The sequence below is a fragment of the Streptomyces sp. rh34 genome (genome assembly GCF_002551245.1).
GTDB lineage: Bacteria > Actinomycetota > Actinomycetes > Streptomycetales > Streptomycetaceae > Streptomyces.
Window position 1 is genome coordinate 1 of sequence record NZ_NTGZ01000165.1, and the last position, 17,198, is coordinate 17,198.

A 17,198-nucleotide genomic window follows, 5' to 3' on the forward strand; every position below is an offset into this window, starting at 1 on the left:
GCCATCAGAGATGTGTATAAGAGACAGCCGTCACCCGGCGGCCACGCAACAGCCCGTGCCCCCGGCCCACCCCTGCCCAGCCCACCGGCGCCACCCGGAGCTGCACGTCCGCTCCCGGCCACCGGCCCGCCGCCAGCAGCACCGCGCCGCTGCGCCGCATCACCGCCCGCAGCCGCCGTACCGCCCGCTCCGGCACCCGTACCGAGGCGCCGACGAGCACCACCGGCACCGACTCCAGCAGCACGGCGAGCACCGGGGCCGCGCGCGGCCCCGGATCGCTCACCACCAGGCCGGTGGCCAGATCCAGACCTGCCTGCGCCGCCGCCAGCCCGCCCAGCTCCGGCACTCCCACCGCCGCCCATGCCACCGAATCCGCTGCCGCCAGAGCGGCCAGCGCCAGCAGCAGGGGCAGATCCCCACCCGTACCCACCGCGGTACCAGGGCGCATGCCTCCTCCCGGCAGCAGGCCGGAAAGTGGCGACGCCACCGCACCGGCTCCTGCGCCTCGCTCCTCGACTACCTGCTGACCTGTCCACACCCTGCGATATTCGCTCGAACGTTCGAATAATTCAAGCCAGGCACTTGAGGGAGGGGCGCGCCGGGCAGGGGGCACACTCGGGGCGGCGACACGGTCACCGAGGCCACGGCCGGGCGTGCTCTCGCCCGGGACGCCCAGGCCGTGGTCCACGCCGCCGCCGACGTCCGCCCGGCCGCTCCGCCGGAGGAGCTGGAGCGCACCAACCACGACGGGGGTACGGAGGCCGCCGGCGCCGCCCCACGCCTGGAGGGGGCGACGTTCGCCTTCAGTTACGTGGCCGCGGGGATCGCGGCTCTGGCCCTGTACGCGGACGCGGCCCCCCGGGGCCCACCATGGCGAGACCCCTCACCAGGTCGCCCACGACGAACTGGTGGGCTGGACAAGGCGGTCCGGTCACCGGGGCGTCGAGGCGGGCCGGCTGATCCACGGCCGGCTCCGGCTTCCGGGCCCGCGCCTGCCCATTGATGCCGGGCGTCGCGGTCGCGCCGTTTCCGCACGCCGTCGACGTCGCGCGACCCCGGCATCCTCGTGACGGCCAAGGGCCTGGCGAGCGGCTTTCCCCTCTCGGCGATCGCCGCACGCGCCGGCCTGATGAGCCCCGCCCGCCCCGGCTCCCACGTCGGTATGTACGGCGGGAACGCCGTCGCCTGCTCGGCCGCCCTCGCGACCCTCGACGTCATCCGCGACGAGAAGCTGGTCGCCGACGCGGCCCCGTGGCCCGCGTCCTGGTGGCCGTCCGCTGAGCCGGGGAACGGCCACCGGGCCGGCCGGCGAGGCCACAGGTGTGCCCGCACGTGAGGGAGAGCGCCGTGGTCCGCACGTGGGGCGGGGCCGGAGAATCCTCTCCGGCCCCGCCCCACGTCCTGGCCCGTGCCGGGCCCGGCGTTCTCCGTGCCGCGGTCAGATCCGCCCGCGCGCCAGCCTGGTCAGCGGGCCCGTCGGGGGCCTGGCGGTCGAACGGCCGATGGCGAACGCCGCCCCGGCGACACCGGCCACCCCTGCCGCGGCCCCGGCGGCGACCGCCTTACGGTGCTTGAGGACGGTCCAGGCCGTGGTGGCCGCGCTCGCGGCCTTCGCCGCGTTGGCGGTCACGGCGTGCTGCCCGCTCTGGAGCTGTCTCTTATACACATNATGTGTATAAGAGACAGGTGCTTGAGGACGGTCCAGGCCGTGGTGGCCGCGCTCGCGGCCTTCGCCGCGTTGGCGGTCACGGCGTGCTGCCCGCTCTGGAGACCGGCGGCAGCGGCGCGGCCGACGCGGCGGGTGGTCTCACCGGCCGCCCGGGCGCCGTCCGAGGCTGAGTCCTTGGCGCTCCCCGCCGCGGCCTTGGCGCTCCCGGCTGCGGCCTTGGCGCTCTCGGTCGCGGACAGCGCCTCGTCGGCCGTCGCGTCGGCCCGCTTGCCGGCCCGCTCGGCCGTGGTTCCGGCCGTCTTGCGGGCCGATGCCGGCTTGTCGGCGGTGGTGGTCCTGCCCTTGTTCGGGGTCGAGTTCTTCGCGTCCTTGTCGTCAGTGGTCATGGCCTCCTCCTTGCCTTGGGTGATGCGATGAAACCTGGGCTCTGCCCGCTCATGCTCCGTTGTGCGGCAGCAGTGAGCCGAGCGGCCCGAGGTCGAGATTGAGGTCGTCCATCGTCAGGTCGTAGCGGTCGCACAGCTCCGTCATGCGTTCGTGCAGGATCATCAGCGTCATGCCGATCCGCTCCTCCTGGGGCTCGCTCAGATCGCCCCGGTCGACGCGGTGGATCGCCGTGCGCTCCATGAGCTGGCGGAGCAGCTCGACGATGGTGAGCACCAGCTTGATGAGATCCCGCTCCACGGTGTCCGGGTCGGTGTGCAGTCGCTGGGCCGCCGCCGAGGGGCCGCGGTCGTCCGGTTGCGCGGGGCTGAGCCCGAACGCCCGGGCCGCGGCGCGTGCCACCTCTTCGGCCGCCGCGGCGGGCGTGCCCTCCGCGTCTCCCGCACGGTCGCCTTCGGTCATCCCGTCCACCTCCTCCTGGCCGTCGGCGTGCTCGGCTCGGGTGCGAACCCTGAGGTCGGCCTCACCACGGCCCCGGCTCCTCACCGGTGATCGACCGGATCACCGCTCGAAGGTTGATGTGGACGAGATCCACGTCGGCGATGGACAGGACGAGGTCTCCGGTGAGTACGGCCCCGCCGTTCAGCAGGCGGTCCAGGAGGTCGATCAGCGCGACGGGCGGACCTCCCCGGGGCTCGGTCTGGCCGAGAACGCCGCCGATGGTGTCCGTGCTCACCGCGGACCACCGCCGTCCGCGCCCGCGCCCTCCGCCACCACGGCGGTGGCGAACGAGTAGGGCGCCCACGGCCCGGTCACCTCGATCGAGACCCCGGGGACGTCGTCGGCCAGTATGGAGAGTTCCCGGCGGAGCCGCTCCAGGTGCTCCCGGGGTACGAGGCAGGCCTCGTTGGCCACGTTCACCCCGGGCCGGGAGGCGAGCTGCCCCTGCTGCGGGCGGTGCACCGCCCGTGAGGCAGCCACCGTCTCCGCCAACCGCGCGGCACGGGCGGCCACGTCGGATGCCGCCCGGTAGACGTCCTGGCTGTCGCGCTGCTGCGCCTGGCGCCTGCGCAGATAGGCGCGGCCCGCTCCGGCCCCCGCCGGCGGCGCGGCGGGCTGTGCCGGCACGGCGGCGGTGCGGGGATCGGCGTAGACCTTCACCCCCAGTTCGACGTGCCCCTCCAGGCGGCCCAACAGCTCCTGGAACTCGCTGCGTTGCCGGACCAGCATGTCGGCCACCCGGGCGTCGTCCAAATAGACCGTGGCCAGCCGCATCGGCAGGACGGAGGTCTCCGCGAACGCGGCGTCCACCACCGCGTGGTGGGCGCGGGCCACCGCTTCGAGCCGGTCCAGGTCCTCCATCTGCGCGGTGAGACCCTGCTCGCCGAACGTGTCGGCCGGTACGGGGGAGACGAGTGCGCACAGCCCCCCTCCGTCGACGGGGCGCAGGGGGCGGCCGTCCACGCCCGGCAGCCGGGTGGCGAGCCCGTCCAGGGCCGGACCCTGACGGCCGACGGCGTAGACGTAACTCATCTCCCCGGCGCCCTCACCCGGAACGCGGACGAGTGGGTTCGGTCCGGTGTTCATCGTTCCTCCTCCTGTTCCGCCGGGGCGGCCCGGTCTCCGGCCGCCCCGGAGCCCGGGGTTCCGACCGCCGACCGCAGCTGGGCCAGTTCGGCACGCAGTCGCTCGTTCTCGTCGGCCAGCGCGTCCCGCCCGGGGCCTGCCCCGGTCTCACGCACGGGGCGGGCCCGTGAGGAGAGCGAGGGATCGTGCTCCCACCAGTCGATGCCCATCTCCTTGGCCTTGTCGACCGAGGCGACGAGCAGGCGGAGCTTGATGGTGAGCAGCTCGATGTCGAGGAGATTGATCTGGATGTCACCGGCGATGACGATGCCCTTGTCCAGCACCCTTTCCAGGATGTCGGCGAGATTGGCCGACGAGCCCTGCTGCCCGTATGCCGGGCCGGTCCCTCGGGGCGGGGCCGGCAGACGGCCGGCGAGTGAATCGGACACGGTGTCTCACGCCTTTCCGTGGGGTCTCGGTGCGGCTCTGTGCGCGGGCCCGGTCACCGGATGGCGGGCTGCTCCGACTCGTCCACCGGCACGGCGTCCTCGTCGTCTTCCTCGTCGCCTTCCTCGTCCTCGTCGTCGACGAACTCCTCGTCCTGCGGCTCTTCGTCGTCGTACGCGGGGCCGTCGTCCTCATCGTGGGGATGCTCGTCCTCGTACGCATCGTCGGGCGCGCCGTCATCGGACTCGGCACCCTCGTCGTTCCGCACCTCCTCCTCGTCGAGCGCTTCGTCGTGGCCGACGACGACTTCTCCGTCTCGGATCTCGCCCCGCCAGCTGTCGGTCGCCTCGCCGCGCATCATGATGAACTTGCGGTAGAGCTTGAGGTCGAGCCGCGCGCGGCGGCCCTGGGCGCGCCAGATGTTGCCGGTCTTCTCGAACAGCCCCTTGGGGAAGTATTCGAGGACCAGGAGGACACGGGTGAGACCGTCGGTGATCGCGTGGAAGGTGACCACACCCTTGACGGTGCCCTTGGCTCCTTCGGTGGTCCAGGAGATGCGTTCGTCGGGCACCTGCTCGGTGACGTTCGCCTTCCAGCTGCGGGTCGACTTGGCGACCTTCACCTTCCAGTTGCTGGTGGTGTCGTCCGTCTGCTCCACGCTCACGACGCCCTTGGCGAACGAGCTGAACTCCTGGAACTGGGTCCACTGATCGTACGCCTCGCGGACCGGCACGCCGACGTCGATGTCCTCGACGATGACGACGCTCTTGGACTTGCCCCCACCGGACGCGCGTCCCTTGCCGAACAATCCCTTGACCTTGTCCTTGACGGTGTCCTTGAGATGCGAGGCGCCCGCGCTCAGGGCGGCCTGACCGGGTGACGTGCCATCGCCGAGGGCTTGGCCGCCCTTGGCCAGGCTCTTGAGGGCGCCGCCCCCGCCGCCCGGCTCCGCCAGCTGGGACACCGAGTCACCGAGCCGGTGTCCCAGCTGGGTCACCGCGTGTTCGGCACGGGCCCGCAGGTAGTTCCGCAGTTCGTCCTTGAGGCGGTCGGTGGCCGGGCTCCTGACCACGTCGTCCTTGATGCCGCCGAGTGCGGAGTCAGGCATCGTCGCCTCCCCGGGTCTTGCGGGCGCCGGAGGCCGCGGCCTTCCGGGCCGTTCCGCCGCGCTTGCGGGCGGGGGCGGACTTGCCCCCGCTCCCGGACCGGCTGCGGCCGGACGAGGACCGGTTCCTGGAAGCGGGCGCGGATTCGGAGGCGGCGGCGGTCTTTCGGGGAGCGCGCTTCCCGTCCCCGCCCCCGTCCGTGTCCTCGTCCCGGTCCGCCTCGGCTTCGTCGTCGGCGGCCGCCCTGGGCTCGTCGTCCTCGTCCAGCTCCTCCTCGTCGGCCCCGGGACCGGCCCCCAGCGCCTGTGTGCGCTGCTGCAGGGAGTCGGCCAGGCTGCCGGCCCGCTGCGTGACGGCCTTGGTGGCCGCCGTCCTGGTGGCGTCGACCAACTCCTTGCGCACCTGGTCGTTGAGAGAGCCCAGGACCGGTGAGTCGGCCAGCAACCTGCCGATCTGCCGCGGGTCGAGGTCGATCTTCTTGCCGAGGAGGAACATCCCGAGCCCCAGGGCGAGTTTGGCCTTCTTGGTACGCCCCAGCAGGTATCCCCCCACCAGAGCCGCGCCTATCTTGGCGTTCTTCGTCATCTGCGATGCACCTCTGCTCTCCCCCCGGTCACGTGGGTCGTGTGTCGTGGTTGATGGTCACGGCGCGTGCCGTGTGCTGTCGCGGTACTCCTCGATCTCGTCGAGCCGGTCGAGGAGTTCGTCCTCTCGCCGGTCGAACTCCTCGGCGTCGATGAGGCCGTTGACCAGGTCCTGTTCCAACCGGGCGAGCCGGGCGCGTACCGGCTCGGGGTCGTAGTACTCGTCCTCTGCGGCCTGGACGACCTGGTCGAGGACCCAGACCGTCCCGCGTACGGGGGCCAACGGCAGGGTCAGGATGCTGCTGATGAGGCCCATGGCGGACAGATCACCTCCGCTCCCGGGGGCCGGACGGGCCCGGGCTCCGGCGTTCAGACGAAGCTGTAGGGCGGCAGCGGGCCGGTCAGGGTGAACGTGTATACGTCGCCTCGCTGCTCCGCCTCGCGTCGGACCGCGGCCACGAAGGCGTCGGTCTCCGCACGGGGCACGAGGAAGGACAGGTTGAGGAACTGCTGCGGGGCCGGCTCCGCGTGCGAGCTGCGGACGGCGACGTCCGCCAGCCGGGCGGCGACGTCCTCCGCCTCCCGCTGGTGACGGGCGGTCACCTCGCGGGCCACCAGCTCTCCCAGGGCGACCCGGTCGTCGTGGCCGCCCCCGGCGCGCGTCCGTTCATTGAGTTCCCGAAGGTCGGGGGAGTCGGACATGATCTCCCGCAGGAGGTCGTCCTCGTCGCGGCCTGCCTTGAGGTTGTACTCGACCCGGCCGTCCAGCTCCGCCAGCCGATCCCGGTACGCGTCGGCCTCCCGGTCCAGGGCGGCGGTGACCTCGTCGTCGCCGGGGCCCACCAGACCGAACCGCATGGGCAGGGTCGCACCCCCCGCCATGAGGGATTCCAGCACGCCCTGATGGGCCATCACGTCACGTCGCTTGGCGCGGAGTCCGGAAGGCGCGTCGCTGACCACGGCGGCCAGTTGGTCGGTGTGCAGCGTGCGCAGCGTGGAGGGCGGATCGCCCACGCCGTGCAGGCCGTTCAGGGGCAGCGGGTGGTCGGCGCCGGTGATGGCGTAGATGTAGGTGGGCACCGTCACTCCTCCCCTCGCTGGGCCTGGCGGCTGGATGTCGACTTGCGGGCCGGCCGCTTGCGCGGCTCCTCCTCGGGCTCCTCGCGCTTGCCCTGCAAGGACTCGCTGACCGCCTCGACGGCGCCGCTCAGTGCGCCTTTGGACTTGCCCTTGGCGCCGTTCTCCGTCATGTCGCCGACCAGGTCGGTGAGCTGACTCGGCGCCTTGCGTCCGGACTCGAGATCGAGCCGGTTGCAGGCTTCGGCGAATCGCAGATAGGTGTCGACACTTGCGACCACCACCCGGACGTCGATTTTGAGAATCTCGATACCGACCAGGGAGACGCGGACGAATGCGTCGATGACCAGGCCGCGGTCGAGTATGAGTTCAAGAACGTCGTAGAGATTTCCCGAACCGCCGCTCCCACCGGACGTCGCATTGCTCTGCTGAACGAGTGTCATGGGGAACTCCTTTCGGTGATCCTTATTACGTCTGACGACGGAATTTCAGCGCCGATCGATCTGGCCCCTGGCATAGCGGTGCAGTCGCTCGTAGGACAGCAGCGTTCCGCTCGGGTCGAGTTGAACCCGGTAGGAGGCCATCACGCTCATGGTGTCCGGCACTCTTTCCAGCTCGACCACTTCCACGTCCGCCGACCAGCCGTCCTCGGTGGCCTTCATCGCGGAAACGGAACCCGGCTCACACTGGAGCAATTCCGTGAGCTGCGCGGAGGCCTGCCGCATGGCGGTAGGAACATCGACGCGCTTTCCGTCGTGCTCTTCATCGGTCTTCTTCTCGGTGCTCATCCTTCACCTGTCGCCGGGGATGGCCGCTGGCAATCGGCCTCCGTCGTCCATGGCTGACATTCGCCTGCCCCTGCGCTCCGGACGTATGCACGAATGATGTGGCCGATGGTGGCGATGCGCGCCTCGGATGACGCCGGATTCCCCTGTGCGGCGGCGAATTCGGCGGTGTCGTGAAGAGCCGGTGTGCCTCGTGTACCGACCGGGGTCCGCATCGATCCCCTGGGTACGAACGGCGGACACGTCGGCCACGGAGGGGCCGGACATGCACATCTGCGGACTCGTCAGCGCTCCGGTCCTCGGCCGCGGCGGTCGGCCTGCTGGGCGCCTCGTCCCGCGCGGCCGTCAGCACGGCGGCGTCCTGTGAACGCTCGGCGTCGGCATGGCCGCCGCGGGGTCGGGTACGCGCGCCCCCGCCCGGCCGGTCAGGTCGTCCTTCCGGCGAATCCGGTCAGGTCGTCGCCGTTCGGCTCCCGCCACTGGGAGCGCGGCTCAGGTCCACGACGCAGAAGATGTTGCCGTCCGGGTCGGCCAGGACAACGAAGTCCGGCTCGGGCGGGTAGAGGTCCCAGTCGACGCTCTGCGCGCCGAGACCGAGCAGTCGCCGGACCTCCCTCTGCTGTTCCTCGGCCGAATCCGTGAACAGGTCCAGGTGGGTACGGGGGTGCGGCTCGGCCGGGGAGTCGCTGCGCAGCAGGCCGAGTGCCCGGCCGGAGCCGTCGGCGTGTTCGAGCGTTCGCCACGTTTCGCTCGCCCGCTCCTGACTGTCGACCAGGTCCAACGCCGCGGTCCAGAAGGCCACGGCTCGCGGGATGTCCGTGACACCGACGACAGGCATTCCGAGTCTCAACATGCGGCCGAGCGTAACAAGGCGCCCCTTCAGACCCGCGTGCTGTCCGGCTTGAGCTGTCGGAGGCGCCCGTCGAGTTCACGCCGGTAGAAGTCGATGAAGCCGTCGGGGTCGGGGCCCGCGTTCTGCATGACCAGCCTGTCGAAGCCCGCGTCGACGAACTGCTGGGCCACCTCGACGTACCGTCCGGGGTCCGCCCCGCAGGCGAACCTTTCCAGGATGTCCTCCTCGCGCACGGTGGTGGTCGCGGCATCGAAGTTGACCGGATTGGGCAGCTCACTCATCACCTTCCACCCGGTCAGCGCCCACCGCGAAGTCTCCAGAGCGGCGCGCGCGGCGGTGTGCGCGTCCGGCGCCCAGGCCATCGGGACCTCCCCGTAGCACGGGCCGGTGCCGCCGGCGTCACGGTAGTGGCGGACGATGCTCGGCTTGTCCTCCGTGGCGAACAGGCCGTCGCCCAGCTCGGCGGCGATGCGGGTCGACTCCCGGCCGCTGGCCGCCACCGCGATCAGGGGCAGCTTGTCGGGGAGGTCGAAGACCCGGGCGTCCCGCAGCCGCAGATGCTTCCCCTCGTAGGACTGATAGCCCCCGCTCCACAGCAGTCGGATGATCTCCAGGGCTTCCGTGAGCATTTCGTGGCGGGTGCTGACCGCGTCGGGGAAGCCGGGGCCGACGACGTGTTCGTTGAGCCGCTCCCCCGAGCCGACGCCCAGGACGAAGCGGCCCTCCGCGAGCAGGGCGAGCGTCGCCGCCGCCTGAGCGATGACGGCGGGGTGGTAGCGCACGGTGGGGCACGTCACCCCGGTCGCCAGACCGATCCGTGACGTCCTGGCCGCGATGCTTCCCAGCACCGTCCAGGCGAATGGCGAATGCCCCTGGTTGTCGAGCCAGGGGTGGTAGTGATCGCTGATCTCCACGAAGTCGAAGCCCGCCTCCTCGGCGAGCACGGCCTGCCTGACCAGCTCCGCCGGGCCGAAAGCCTCCGCCGCCAGCTTGTATCCCACCTGCATGTGATTCCTCGTTCCGCATGCGCCATGGCCGCTTTGTCCGCATAGAGGTACCCCCGGATCTCCGCGCGTAACGCTTGCCGCCCTCGGCGTGGGGGGGCCGGTGGAGGAGTCCGTACGGCGTTTGCTCCACGGAGGACGGGCATCCGTCCGCGACTCAGTGGAGGTCATCGGGTGTGAGGTCGGGGCGCAGGCGGTGCCAGGAGGGCTGGCGCAGGCGTCCGGCCCTGGTGCGGGTCGTGTAGCGGACCTCTCCGACCAGCCGGGGCTCCACCCACCGGGCCCCGGTCACCGCGGGCCGCTCGGTGAACGGGCAGGTGTCGGTCGCCGCGGCGTGGAGGAGGGCTGCGAGGGTGGTGCGTTCGGCGTCGCTCCAGCCGGTGCCGACGCCGCCGACGTAGCGGAGTCTCCCGCCGGGGTCCGGCCGGCCCATGAGGAGGGCGCCGGGCAGGGAGGTGAGGCGGCCGTGGCCGGGCAGCCAGCCGCCGACGACGATGTCCTCGGTCCGCACGTGCCGGATCTTGATCCACGCCCGGGAGCGGACGCCCGGCTCGTAGAGGGAGGTGCGCCGCTTGGCGACGAGGCCCTCGAAGCCGGCGGTCCGCGTCATCTCCAGAGCCTGCTGACCGTGCCCGACGACCGCCGCCGGGGTCGACCACGCGGGTCCGCCCAGGTCCAGGGATTCCAGGACGGCGCGGCGTTCGGAGTACGGGGTGCGGGTGAGCCGGCTCGTGTCGAGGAACACGACGTCGAAAAGCATCAGGTGCACGGGCGTCTTCGCGGCCATACGGGCCGCCCTGGCCCGGGAACCGGCGAGTCCCATCCGGGGCTGCAGCCGCTGGAAGTCGCCGCGCCCCTCGTCGTCGAGGGCGACGATCTCCCCGTCCAGCACGGCGGGGCGGGAGCCCAGCACCGGTCCCAGGCTCGCGAGCTCGGGGTAGGCGGGGGTGATGTCGGCGCCGGACCGGGAGCGCAGCTGTACCGAACCGTCACCGGGCAGGTAGATCACGCACCGCTGACCGTCCTGCTTCACCTCGTACGCGTACGCGGTGTCCTCCGAGGGCGGGGGCAGCCGCCCGGGGGTCGCGAGCATCGGCGCGATGCGGGGCAGACGTACCACGGAACCGTCCCGGCTCTCGGTCAGGAGGCGCTCCGTTTCCTCGCCGTGCGCTGGGCGCCGGTCGTCTTCTTCGCCGTCGTCTTCTTCGCCGCGGCTGTCTTCTTCGCCCCGCTCGTCTTCCTGGCGCCCGCCTTCTGGCCGGTGGTCTTCTTCGACGCGCCCGTCCTACGGCCGGTGGTCGTCCTTCCGGACGGGGCGGCCTTCTTCGACGCGGTCTTCTTCCGTGGCCGCATCTCGTGCACCGTGGCCTCCCCTCCCCCGTCCTCCCCGCGGCTCTCCTTCGCCGCCTCGACCGACGCGTTCAGCGCGGCCATCAGGTCCACGACCTTGCCCTCCTCCGGCTCCTCGCCCTCGGCGGGCTCCGGAAGCTCCTTGCCCTCCGACTTCGCCGTGAGCAGTTCCTCCAGGGCGTCCCGGTAGGTGTCCCGGAACCCGGTGATGCCGTCCAGAGCCATGGTGTCGGTCAGCTGGACGGCCCGCTCGATCTCGTCGTCGTCCAGCTCCACCTGCCGCGGGGCCAGGGACTCGGGGCTGCGGATCTCGTCCGGCCAGCGCATCGAGTGCAGCACGATCGCCCCTTCCCTGACCCGCAGCAGCCCCAGCCGCTCGCGGTTGTGCCAGGCGAACTTCGCGACGGCCACCTTGTCCGAGCGTTCCAGCGCCCGGCGCAGCAGTGTGTAGGGCTTCTCGGCGACCTTGCCGTCGATCGCGAGGTAGTAGGAGTCGCTGATCCGGATCGGATCGACGCTGTCGGCGTCCACGAAGGCGACGATCTCGATGGCTTTCGCGGTGGGCAGCGGAATCCGGTCCAGTTCCTCGTCCGTGATCGGAACCGTCTGCTCCTTGGAGAGCTCGTAGCCCTTGCCGATCTCGTCCTGCGACAGTGCTTCGCCGTCCAGCTCGCAGACCTTCCGGGTGCGCACGCGCCCGAGGTCCTCCAGGTGGACCTGGCGGAAGTGGATCGAGTGGTCCTGGGTCGCGGAGACGACCTTCACCGGGATGGTGACCAGGCCGAAGCTGATCGCACCGGTCCACAAAGGCCTCGGCATGCCTACCTCCATGCCCGCTGCGGGCTGGGTTGCCGTGCGGGTTCTCGAACCCCCACCACATTCTCAGCACCATTCATGCATCCGCGCCATTTGTCAGGTGTCTGCGACGGGCTTCGTGCCTCGTGCGACGACGGTGATCACGAAGGACGGCGGCGGGGCGCTTCGGCGTCGTGCCCCGCCGCCGTCACCGGCCCGGTGGAGGCGGCCGGTCCCGTCACCGTCGCCCTCCGCGCCGATGACGGTGTCAAGGGGTCACTCAGCCGGGCAGGATCCACTTCTGGTTGGCGCCGGTCCCGCAGGTCCACAGGTGCAGCTTGGTGCGGTCGGCCGAGGAGACGCCCTCGGCGTCGAGGCACTTGCCGCCCGGTGTCATTGCACCCGTACAGCTGGATCCTGGTCCCGTTCGCCGTACCGGCACCGCTGACATCCATGCACTTGCCGAGCGCCCGCAACGTGCTGTCCGTGCCGACCGTCCACTTCTGAGCAGCCGACTGATTGCACGTGAACAGCTGGATCTGCGTCCCGTCCGCCGACGCGCCACCGGCCACGTCCACACACTTGCCACCGATACCGGTGACAGCACCCTCCCTCGGCCCCGTCGAGCCAGAGGTGGTGACGGTGAACTCGTCCACGTCGAAGAGGGCTCCGCCGCCGCCCTTGAAGACGAGGTGGAGCGTGGTGGTGCCGGCCGGGCGGTTGGTCAGGTTCGTGGAGACGTCCTGGAAGGTCTCCCAGCCTCCGGTGACGGGGACGGCCGCGGAGCCGAGCAGGGCGCCGGTGGGTGATCCGGCGCGCACCTCCAGCGTGCCGCCGGCTCCGGCGGAGGAGACGCGGGCGGTCAGCTTGGTGGCGTTGTCGAGGGCGTAGGGCGTGAAGGAGATCCAGTCGCCGTTCTCGATGTTGCCCACGGTCTTGCCGCCCCGGGCCGCGGCGTGGTCGACGACCGTCACGCCGGCGGAGCCGCCGTAGTGCTCGGCCTGGCGGTGGCTGGGCTGGCTGATGTGCTCGTCGTGCGTGGTCAGGGCGGGCTGCCCGCCGGCGCCCTTGTCGGTGTACTCGGCGTCCCAGACGCCGAAGATATTGGCGTTGGGGTCGTGCTCGCCGTCGGCGATGGTCTGTACGGTTCCGGAGCAACCGGTGGCCGACGTCTGCGGGTGGCCATGGCTGTCGTGACCGATGATGAAGGTGACCTTGACCTTCGAGCAGTCGATGGTGCCGTCCTCCGGGTCGGTGACGGTCACCTTGAACGGAACCGCGGCGCCCGGGTCGATGATGCGGCCGTCGGCGGGCAGGTCCAGCTTCACGGTGGGTGCGGTGTTGCCTACGGTCACGGCGACGGAGGCCGTGGCGGTCAGGCCGGTGCTGTCGGAGACGGTCAGCTCCGCGGTGTACTGGCCGTTGGCCGTGTAGGTGTGCGTGGGGTCGGGCGACGTCGACGTACCGCCGTCACCGAACTTCCAGGCGTAGGTCAGGGGATCGCCGTCGGGGTCGGAGGTTCCCGCCGAGGAGAACCGCACGGCGAGCGGGGCCTGGCCGGAGGTGCGATCGGCCTTGGCCTCGGCGAGCGGGGAGCGCCCGCCGGACACGTTCTCGATGCGGTAGACCGCGCTGTTCGCGTCCCCGTTGAAGTAGCCGGTGCCGTAGTCGAGCACGTACAGCGCGCCGTCGGGTCCGAAGGCCATGTCCATGACCTGGGTGCCCTGCCAGGGGAAAGTGTTGATGGACTGCACGGTGCCGTCGCCGGCCTGCTCGATGCGCTTGATCCACTTGCGGCCGAACTCGCCCGCGAAGAAGTCCCCGTCGAAGCTCTCGGGGAACTTGACCGGGGAGGTCGAGGCCGCGTCGTAGCGGTAGACCGGGCCTCCCATGGGGGACTCGGAGCCGCTGCCGAACTCCGGGACCGAGCCACCGTCGTACGGGACCCAGGCGGGCTGAGCCGCGGGAAGGTCGGTCAGGCCGGTGTTGTTCGGCGAGGTGTTCCTCGGCGCCGAACAGGAGAAGGCGGATCCGGACGTCGAGTTGGCGAAGTCGTAGTCGACGTAGGCGTTGTTCCTGCCGGTGCAGTAGGGCCAGCCGTAGTTGCCGGCCTGGGTGATCCGGTTGAACTCGACCTGTCCGGCGGGGCCGCGGGTGGCACTCGCGGTACCCGCGTCGGGGCCGTAGTCGCCGAGGTAGACCGTGCCGGTGGGCTTGTCGACGGTCATCCGGAAGGGGTTGCGGAATCCCATGGCGTAGATCTCGGGCCGGGTCTTCGCGGTGCCGGGGGCGAAGAGGTTGCCCGCCGGTATGGAGTAGCCTCCGTCGGCGTTGACCTTGATCCGGAGCACCTTGCCGCGCAGGTCGTTGGTGTTGCCCGACGAACGCTGGGCGTCGTAGGCGGGGTTGCGGTTCGCCCGCTCGTCGATGGGGGTGTAGCCGTCGGACGCGAAGGGGTTGCTGTCGTCGCCGGTGGAGAGGTACAGGTTGCCCTGCGCGTCGAAGTCGATGTCGCCGCCGACGTGGCAGCACAGGCCTCGGCTGGCGGGGACGTCCAGGACCCGCTTCTCGCTGGCGGTGTCCAGGGTGCCGTCCGTCCTGAGGACGAATCGGGAGAGCCGGTTGACCCCGTCGAAGGGGGCGAAGTCGGCGGCCGAGCCGGTCGCGGGGGCGTCTCCGGCGGGGGTGTTCAGCTTCGGGGCGTAGTAGAGGTAGACGAAGCGGTTGGTGGTGAAGGCGGGGTCGACTCCGACGCCTTGCAGTCCCTCCTCGTCGTGCGAGTAGACGTCCAGCTTGCCGGCGACCTTGGTGGTGCCGGCGGCGTCGGTGCGGCGCAGGGTGCCGTCCCGCGAGGTGTGCAGGACGGACCGGTCGGGCAGGACGGCGAGCGTCATCGGCTCGCCGGTCTCGGCCACCCCCTTGGCGAGGGTGACCTGTTGGAACTCCGGTGCCGCGGGGGCGGCTTCGGCTGAGCTCTGCTGGAAGGTGAGGGCGCCCGCGGCGGCGAGCAGAGCGCTGGCGAGCGCCGCGAGGGGCCGGGTGAGTCTCCTGTGCACGCGCATCCTCCGTGGGTCAACGGGGCTGAGGGTCTGGGCACAGGCGCGCGCCGTCGCGCCGGGGGGACGTGGGCGCCCTGGAGGGAGGGAGGCACACGTCTTTGTTGTCCGGTACAGGTCAGGAAGGTAATGGCTTTTTCACCAACCAGAAACCCCTTTGACGACACAGGCCGGAACTTTATTCTCTGGGGGGACAAAGTGCCCGCCTCCCATTCGGCTCCGCCAACTCCCTTTCCACCACGGGGACTTCTGGATCCCATGGGCGTGTGCCTCACCCAAAACCGGCACTATCGGGCGCGGCTCAGATCGCTCCGCAGGGGAGCACCCCCTCGCCCCCGGCACGGGGCCGGCCGGTCAACGCACGGCACACCACCGAGGCCGGCCGAAGGTTTGGCGCGACACCCGGAGATGGCGTCGAACCCAGCACGCGAGCAGCAGCGTACGGTGAACCCGAGATCCTTCCCGCATGATCGAAACCCCCTCCCCGGGTAGGTGACGAACGACCGGGAAGCTCAGCGAGTGGTCAGCATCAGCACCCCCGCGAGGCGCGATGGACCGCCACGGCCCGCCAGGATCAACAACGGAGCGCACCTCTCCCGACCAGGAAAAACGCAGACCGAAGCCCCCTTTGCCAGGCCCAGAAGGAGACAGACGTGAAAATGCTCATCAACGTTCCCGAGACCGTGGTCGCCGATGCTCTGCGGGGCATCGCGGCCGCGCATCCCGAGCTGACCGTCGATGTGGAGAACCGGGTCGTCGTGCGGCGGGACGCGCCCGTGGCGGGAAAGGTGGGCCTCGTCTCCGGCGGCGGTTCCGGGCACGAGCCGCTGCACGCCGGGTTCGTCGGTCCCGGGATGCTGTCGGCCGCCTGTCCCGGGGAGGTGTTCACCTCCCCCGTGCCGGACCAGATGCTGCGGGCGGCGGCAGCCGTCGACAGCGGGGCGGGTGTGCTGTTCGTCGTCAAGAACTACACCGGTGACGTGCTCAACTTCGAGATGGCCGCCGAGCTCGCCGCCGACGAGGGGATCCAGGTCGCCCAGGTGGTGGTGGACGACGACGTGGCCGTGAGCGACAGTACGTTCACCGCCGGACGGCGCGGTACGGGAGCGACGCTGTTCGTCGAGAAGATCGCCGGAGCCCTGGCGGACGAGGGCGCTCCGCTGGAGCGGGTCGCCGCCGTCGCGCGGCAGGTGAACGGGGCCTCGCGCAGCTTCGGGGTGGCGCTCGGCGCCGTCACCACTCCGGCCAAGGGCAGCCCCACCTTCGATCTGCCCGCCGGGGAACTGGAGTTGGGCATCGGCATCCACGGGGAACCGGGGCGTGAGCGGCGCCCCATGATGACGTCCGGGGAGATCGCCGACTTCGCCGTGAACGCGGTGCTGGAGGATCTGCGCCCCACCGGTCCGGTGCTCGCGCTGGTGAACGGCATGGGGGCGACACCGCTGCTGGAGCTGTACGGATTCCATGCCGAGGTCCATCGGGTCCTGTCCGAGCGGGGTGTCCCGGTGGCCCGTACGCTCGTGGGGAACTACGTGACGTCGCTCGACATGGCAGGCTGTTCGGTGACGCTGTGCCAGGTCGACGAGGAGCTGCTGCGCCTGTGGGACGCGCCCGTGCGGACGGCCGCGCTCCGCTGGGGCTGCTGAGCCCCGACCGGGTTCCGTGACCGTGCGGGACCCCGGGGGGCGGCCGTACAGCCCGTGCCGCCGGGACGATCGGTCCGGGTGGGACCGAGGAACAGGAGATCATGTGCTCGACACCGACTTCTTCCGCCGCTGGATGGCCGCTGCCGCGGCGTCCGTGGAGCGCGAGGCGAACCATCTGACCGAGCTGGACTCGGCGATCGGGGACGCCGATCACGGCAGTAACCTCCAGCGGGGCTTCACGGCGGTGACGGCGGTGCTGGAGAAGGACGCCCCCGCCACCCCCGGTGCTGTGCTCACCCTGGCCGGGCGCCAGCTCATCTCCACCGTCGGTGGGGCGTCCGGACCGCTGTACGGGACACTGCTGCGCCGTACGGGCAAGGCTCTCGGGGACGACGGCGAGGTGACACAGGACCAGCTCGCCCAGGCGTTCGCGGCCGGGGTCGCCGCGGTCGGGCAGCTGGGCGGCGCCCAGGCCGGGGACAAGACGATGCTCGACGCGCTGCTGCCCGCGGCGGAGGCCCTCGCCACCTCGTTCGACGGCGCCGCGAAGGCGGCTCGTGCGGGCGCCGGGGCGACGGTGCCGTTGCAGGCGCGCAAGGGCCGGGCCAGCTATCTCGGCGAGCGCAGCATCGGGCATCAGGACCCGGGCGCGACCTCGGCGGCGCTGCTCGTCGAGGCCCTGGCGGCGACGGCGGACGGAGCGGGCGCGTGAGCGGCGAGCGGCAGGTGGGCATCGTGCTGGTCTCCCACAGCGGTGCGGTCGCCGATTCGGTCGCCGAGCTGGCCCGGGGCCTCGCAGCCGGAGGGGTGACCGCGCCGGTGGCCCCGGCCGGCGGGCTGCCGGGCGGCGGGCTCGGGACGCTGTCTCTTATACAC

At 71.2% G+C, this 17,198-nt stretch carries 18 protein-coding genes and 3 pseudogenes; 4 read left to right on the top strand and 17 right to left on the bottom strand.

From position 1 onward, the window contains the following. Positions 1–4: 4 nt before the first annotated feature. On the bottom strand, positions 5–448 hold the full coding sequence (locus CR470_RS25585; protein ID WP_143663868.1) for a hypothetical protein: 444 nt from the start codon (positions 446–448) through the stop codon (positions 5–7). Positions 449–1,054: 606 nt separating this feature from the next. On the opposite strand from CR470_RS25585, the pseudogene CR470_RS25595 reads away from it, so the two are divergent. Continuing rightward, positions 1,055–1,246 (top strand): annotated as a pseudogene (locus CR470_RS25595) (aminotransferase class III-fold pyridoxal phosphate-dependent enzyme); the annotation flags it as partial. Positions 1,247–1,438: 192 nt separating this feature from the next. Here the strand turns inward: CR470_RS25595 and CR470_RS25600 are convergent. The 16 genes and pseudogenes from CR470_RS25600 to CR470_RS25680 all read right to left on the bottom strand — a co-directional run bounded on the left by CR470_RS25600 (position 1,439) and on the right by CR470_RS25680 (position 14,676). Next, entirely contained in the window at positions 1,439–1,666 is a 228-nt protein-coding gene (locus tag CR470_RS25600; protein WP_257138918.1) for a hypothetical protein, read from the bottom strand. 438 nt (positions 1,667–2,104) lie between these two features. Next, positions 2,105–2,515 (bottom strand): gas vesicle protein K, encoded by a 411-nt coding sequence (locus CR470_RS25610; RefSeq protein WP_097869893.1) that lies wholly within the window; start codon positions 2,513–2,515, stop codon positions 2,105–2,107. A 61-nt stretch (positions 2,516–2,576) separates the two neighbouring features. Then, positions 2,577–2,789: a gas vesicle protein gene (locus tag CR470_RS25615; RefSeq protein WP_097869894.1), complete on the bottom strand. Its 213-nt coding sequence runs from the start codon at positions 2,787–2,789 to the stop codon at positions 2,577–2,579. After that, positions 2,786–3,640 carry a GvpL/GvpF family gas vesicle protein gene (locus CR470_RS25620; RefSeq protein WP_097869895.1) on the bottom strand — a complete coding sequence of 285 codons (855 nt, stop codon included), beginning with the start codon at positions 3,638–3,640 and terminating at the stop codon, positions 2,786–2,788. Before CR470_RS25620 ends, CR470_RS25615 begins: the two co-directional genes overlap by 4 nt. Next, on the bottom strand, positions 3,637–4,068 hold the full coding sequence (locus tag CR470_RS25625; RefSeq protein ID WP_097869896.1) for a gas vesicle protein: 432 nt from the start codon (positions 4,066–4,068) through the stop codon (positions 3,637–3,639). Before CR470_RS25625 ends, CR470_RS25620 begins: the two co-directional genes overlap by 4 nt. Positions 4,069–4,121: 53 nt before the next feature. Beyond that, entirely contained in the window at positions 4,122–5,174 is a 1,053-nt protein-coding gene (locus CR470_RS25630) for an SRPBCC family protein (protein WP_097869897.1), read from the bottom strand. After that, entirely contained in the window at positions 5,167–5,757 is a 591-nt protein-coding gene (locus tag CR470_RS25635; protein ID WP_097869898.1) for a hypothetical protein, read from the bottom strand. Before CR470_RS25635 ends, CR470_RS25630 begins: the two co-directional genes overlap by 8 nt. A gap of 57 nt (positions 5,758–5,814) precedes the next feature. Then, positions 5,815–6,072 carry a gas vesicle protein GvpG gene (locus CR470_RS25640; protein WP_097869899.1) on the bottom strand — a complete coding sequence of 86 codons (258 nt, stop codon included), beginning with the start codon at positions 6,070–6,072 and terminating at the stop codon, positions 5,815–5,817. Between the two features lie 53 nt (positions 6,073–6,125). Next, positions 6,126–6,836: a GvpL/GvpF family gas vesicle protein gene (locus CR470_RS25645; RefSeq protein ID WP_097869900.1), complete on the bottom strand. Its 711-nt coding sequence runs from the start codon at positions 6,834–6,836 to the stop codon at positions 6,126–6,128. 2 nt (positions 6,837–6,838) lie between these two features. Next, positions 6,839–7,276 (bottom strand): gas vesicle structural protein GvpA, encoded by a 438-nt coding sequence (locus tag CR470_RS25650; protein WP_097869901.1) that lies wholly within the window; start codon positions 7,274–7,276, stop codon positions 6,839–6,841. Between the two features lie 45 nt (positions 7,277–7,321). Then, a complete protein-coding gene (locus CR470_RS25655) occupies positions 7,322–7,621 on the bottom strand; it encodes a gas vesicle protein GvpO (protein WP_097869902.1) in 300 nt (99 codons plus the stop codon). Between the two features lie 448 nt (positions 7,622–8,069). Continuing rightward, positions 8,070–8,471 (bottom strand): VOC family protein, encoded by a 402-nt coding sequence (locus CR470_RS25660; RefSeq protein ID WP_097869903.1) that lies wholly within the window; start codon positions 8,469–8,471, stop codon positions 8,070–8,072. 26 nt (positions 8,472–8,497) lie between these two features. Next, entirely contained in the window at positions 8,498–9,478 is a 981-nt protein-coding gene (locus CR470_RS25665; protein WP_097869904.1) for a TIGR03557 family F420-dependent LLM class oxidoreductase, read from the bottom strand. Positions 9,479–9,632: 154 nt separating this feature from the next. Further along, entirely contained in the window at positions 9,633–10,595 is a 963-nt protein-coding gene (ligD, locus tag CR470_RS25670; protein WP_097869905.1) for a non-homologous end-joining DNA ligase, read from the bottom strand. Between the two features lie 20 nt (positions 10,596–10,615). After that, positions 10,616–11,644 (bottom strand): non-homologous end joining protein Ku, encoded by a 1,029-nt coding sequence (gene ku, locus CR470_RS25675; protein ID WP_097869906.1) that lies wholly within the window; start codon positions 11,642–11,644, stop codon positions 10,616–10,618. Positions 11,645–11,900: 256 nt separating this feature from the next. Then, positions 11,901–14,676, bottom strand: a pseudogene (locus tag CR470_RS25680) (PQQ-dependent sugar dehydrogenase). A gap of 653 nt (positions 14,677–15,329) precedes the next feature. Between CR470_RS25680 and dhaK the strand changes: the two are divergent. From dhaK to CR470_RS40755, 3 genes and pseudogenes are all read left to right on the top strand, one after another. Then, complete coding sequence (dhaK, locus tag CR470_RS25685) at positions 15,330–16,322, top strand: dihydroxyacetone kinase subunit DhaK (RefSeq protein WP_097869907.1); 993 nt, start codon at positions 15,330–15,332, stop codon at positions 16,320–16,322. 103 nt (positions 16,323–16,425) lie between these two features. Continuing rightward, entirely contained in the window at positions 16,426–17,034 is a 609-nt protein-coding gene (gene dhaL, locus CR470_RS25690; protein ID WP_097869908.1) for a dihydroxyacetone kinase subunit DhaL, read from the top strand. Next, positions 17,031–17,198 (top strand): annotated as a pseudogene (locus CR470_RS40755) (PTS fructose transporter subunit IIA); the annotation flags it as partial. The gene dhaL and the pseudogene CR470_RS40755, both read left to right, overlap by 4 nt.

Bases quoted from the DNA above. Each gene is read 5' to 3' on its own strand.
- CR470_RS25660 (WP_097869903.1), bottom strand. From the start codon at position 8,471: ATGTTGAGACTCGGAATGCCTGTCGTCGGTGTCACGGACATCCCGCGA.
- CR470_RS25655 (WP_097869902.1), bottom strand. From the start codon at position 7,621: ATGAGCACCGAGAAGAAGACCGATGAAGAGCACGACGGAAAGCGCGTC.
- CR470_RS25620 (WP_097869895.1), bottom strand. From the start codon at position 3,640: ATGAACACCGGACCGAACCCACTCGTCCGCGTTCCGGGTGAGGGCGCC.
- CR470_RS25585 (WP_143663868.1), bottom strand. From the start codon at position 448: ATGCGCCCTGGTACCGCGGTGGGTACGGGTGGGGATCTGCCCCTGCTG.
- ku (WP_097869906.1), bottom strand. From the start codon at position 11,644: ATGCCGAGGCCTTTGTGGACCGGTGCGATCAGCTTCGGCCTGGTCACC.
- CR470_RS25650 (WP_097869901.1), bottom strand. From the start codon at position 7,276: ATGACACTCGTTCAGCAGAGCAATGCGACGTCCGGTGGGAGCGGCGGT.
- CR470_RS25635 (WP_097869898.1), bottom strand. From the start codon at position 5,757: ATGACGAAGAACGCCAAGATAGGCGCGGCTCTGGTGGGGGGATACCTG.
- CR470_RS25640 (WP_097869899.1), bottom strand. From the start codon at position 6,072: ATGGGCCTCATCAGCAGCATCCTGACCCTGCCGTTGGCCCCCGTACGC.
- CR470_RS25665 (WP_097869904.1), bottom strand. From the start codon at position 9,478: ATGCAGGTGGGATACAAGCTGGCGGCGGAGGCTTTCGGCCCGGCGGAG.
- CR470_RS25630 (WP_097869897.1), bottom strand. From the start codon at position 5,174: ATGCCTGACTCCGCACTCGGCGGCATCAAGGACGACGTGGTCAGGAGC.
- CR470_RS25610 (WP_097869893.1), bottom strand. From the start codon at position 2,515: ATGACCGAAGGCGACCGTGCGGGAGACGCGGAGGGCACGCCCGCCGCG.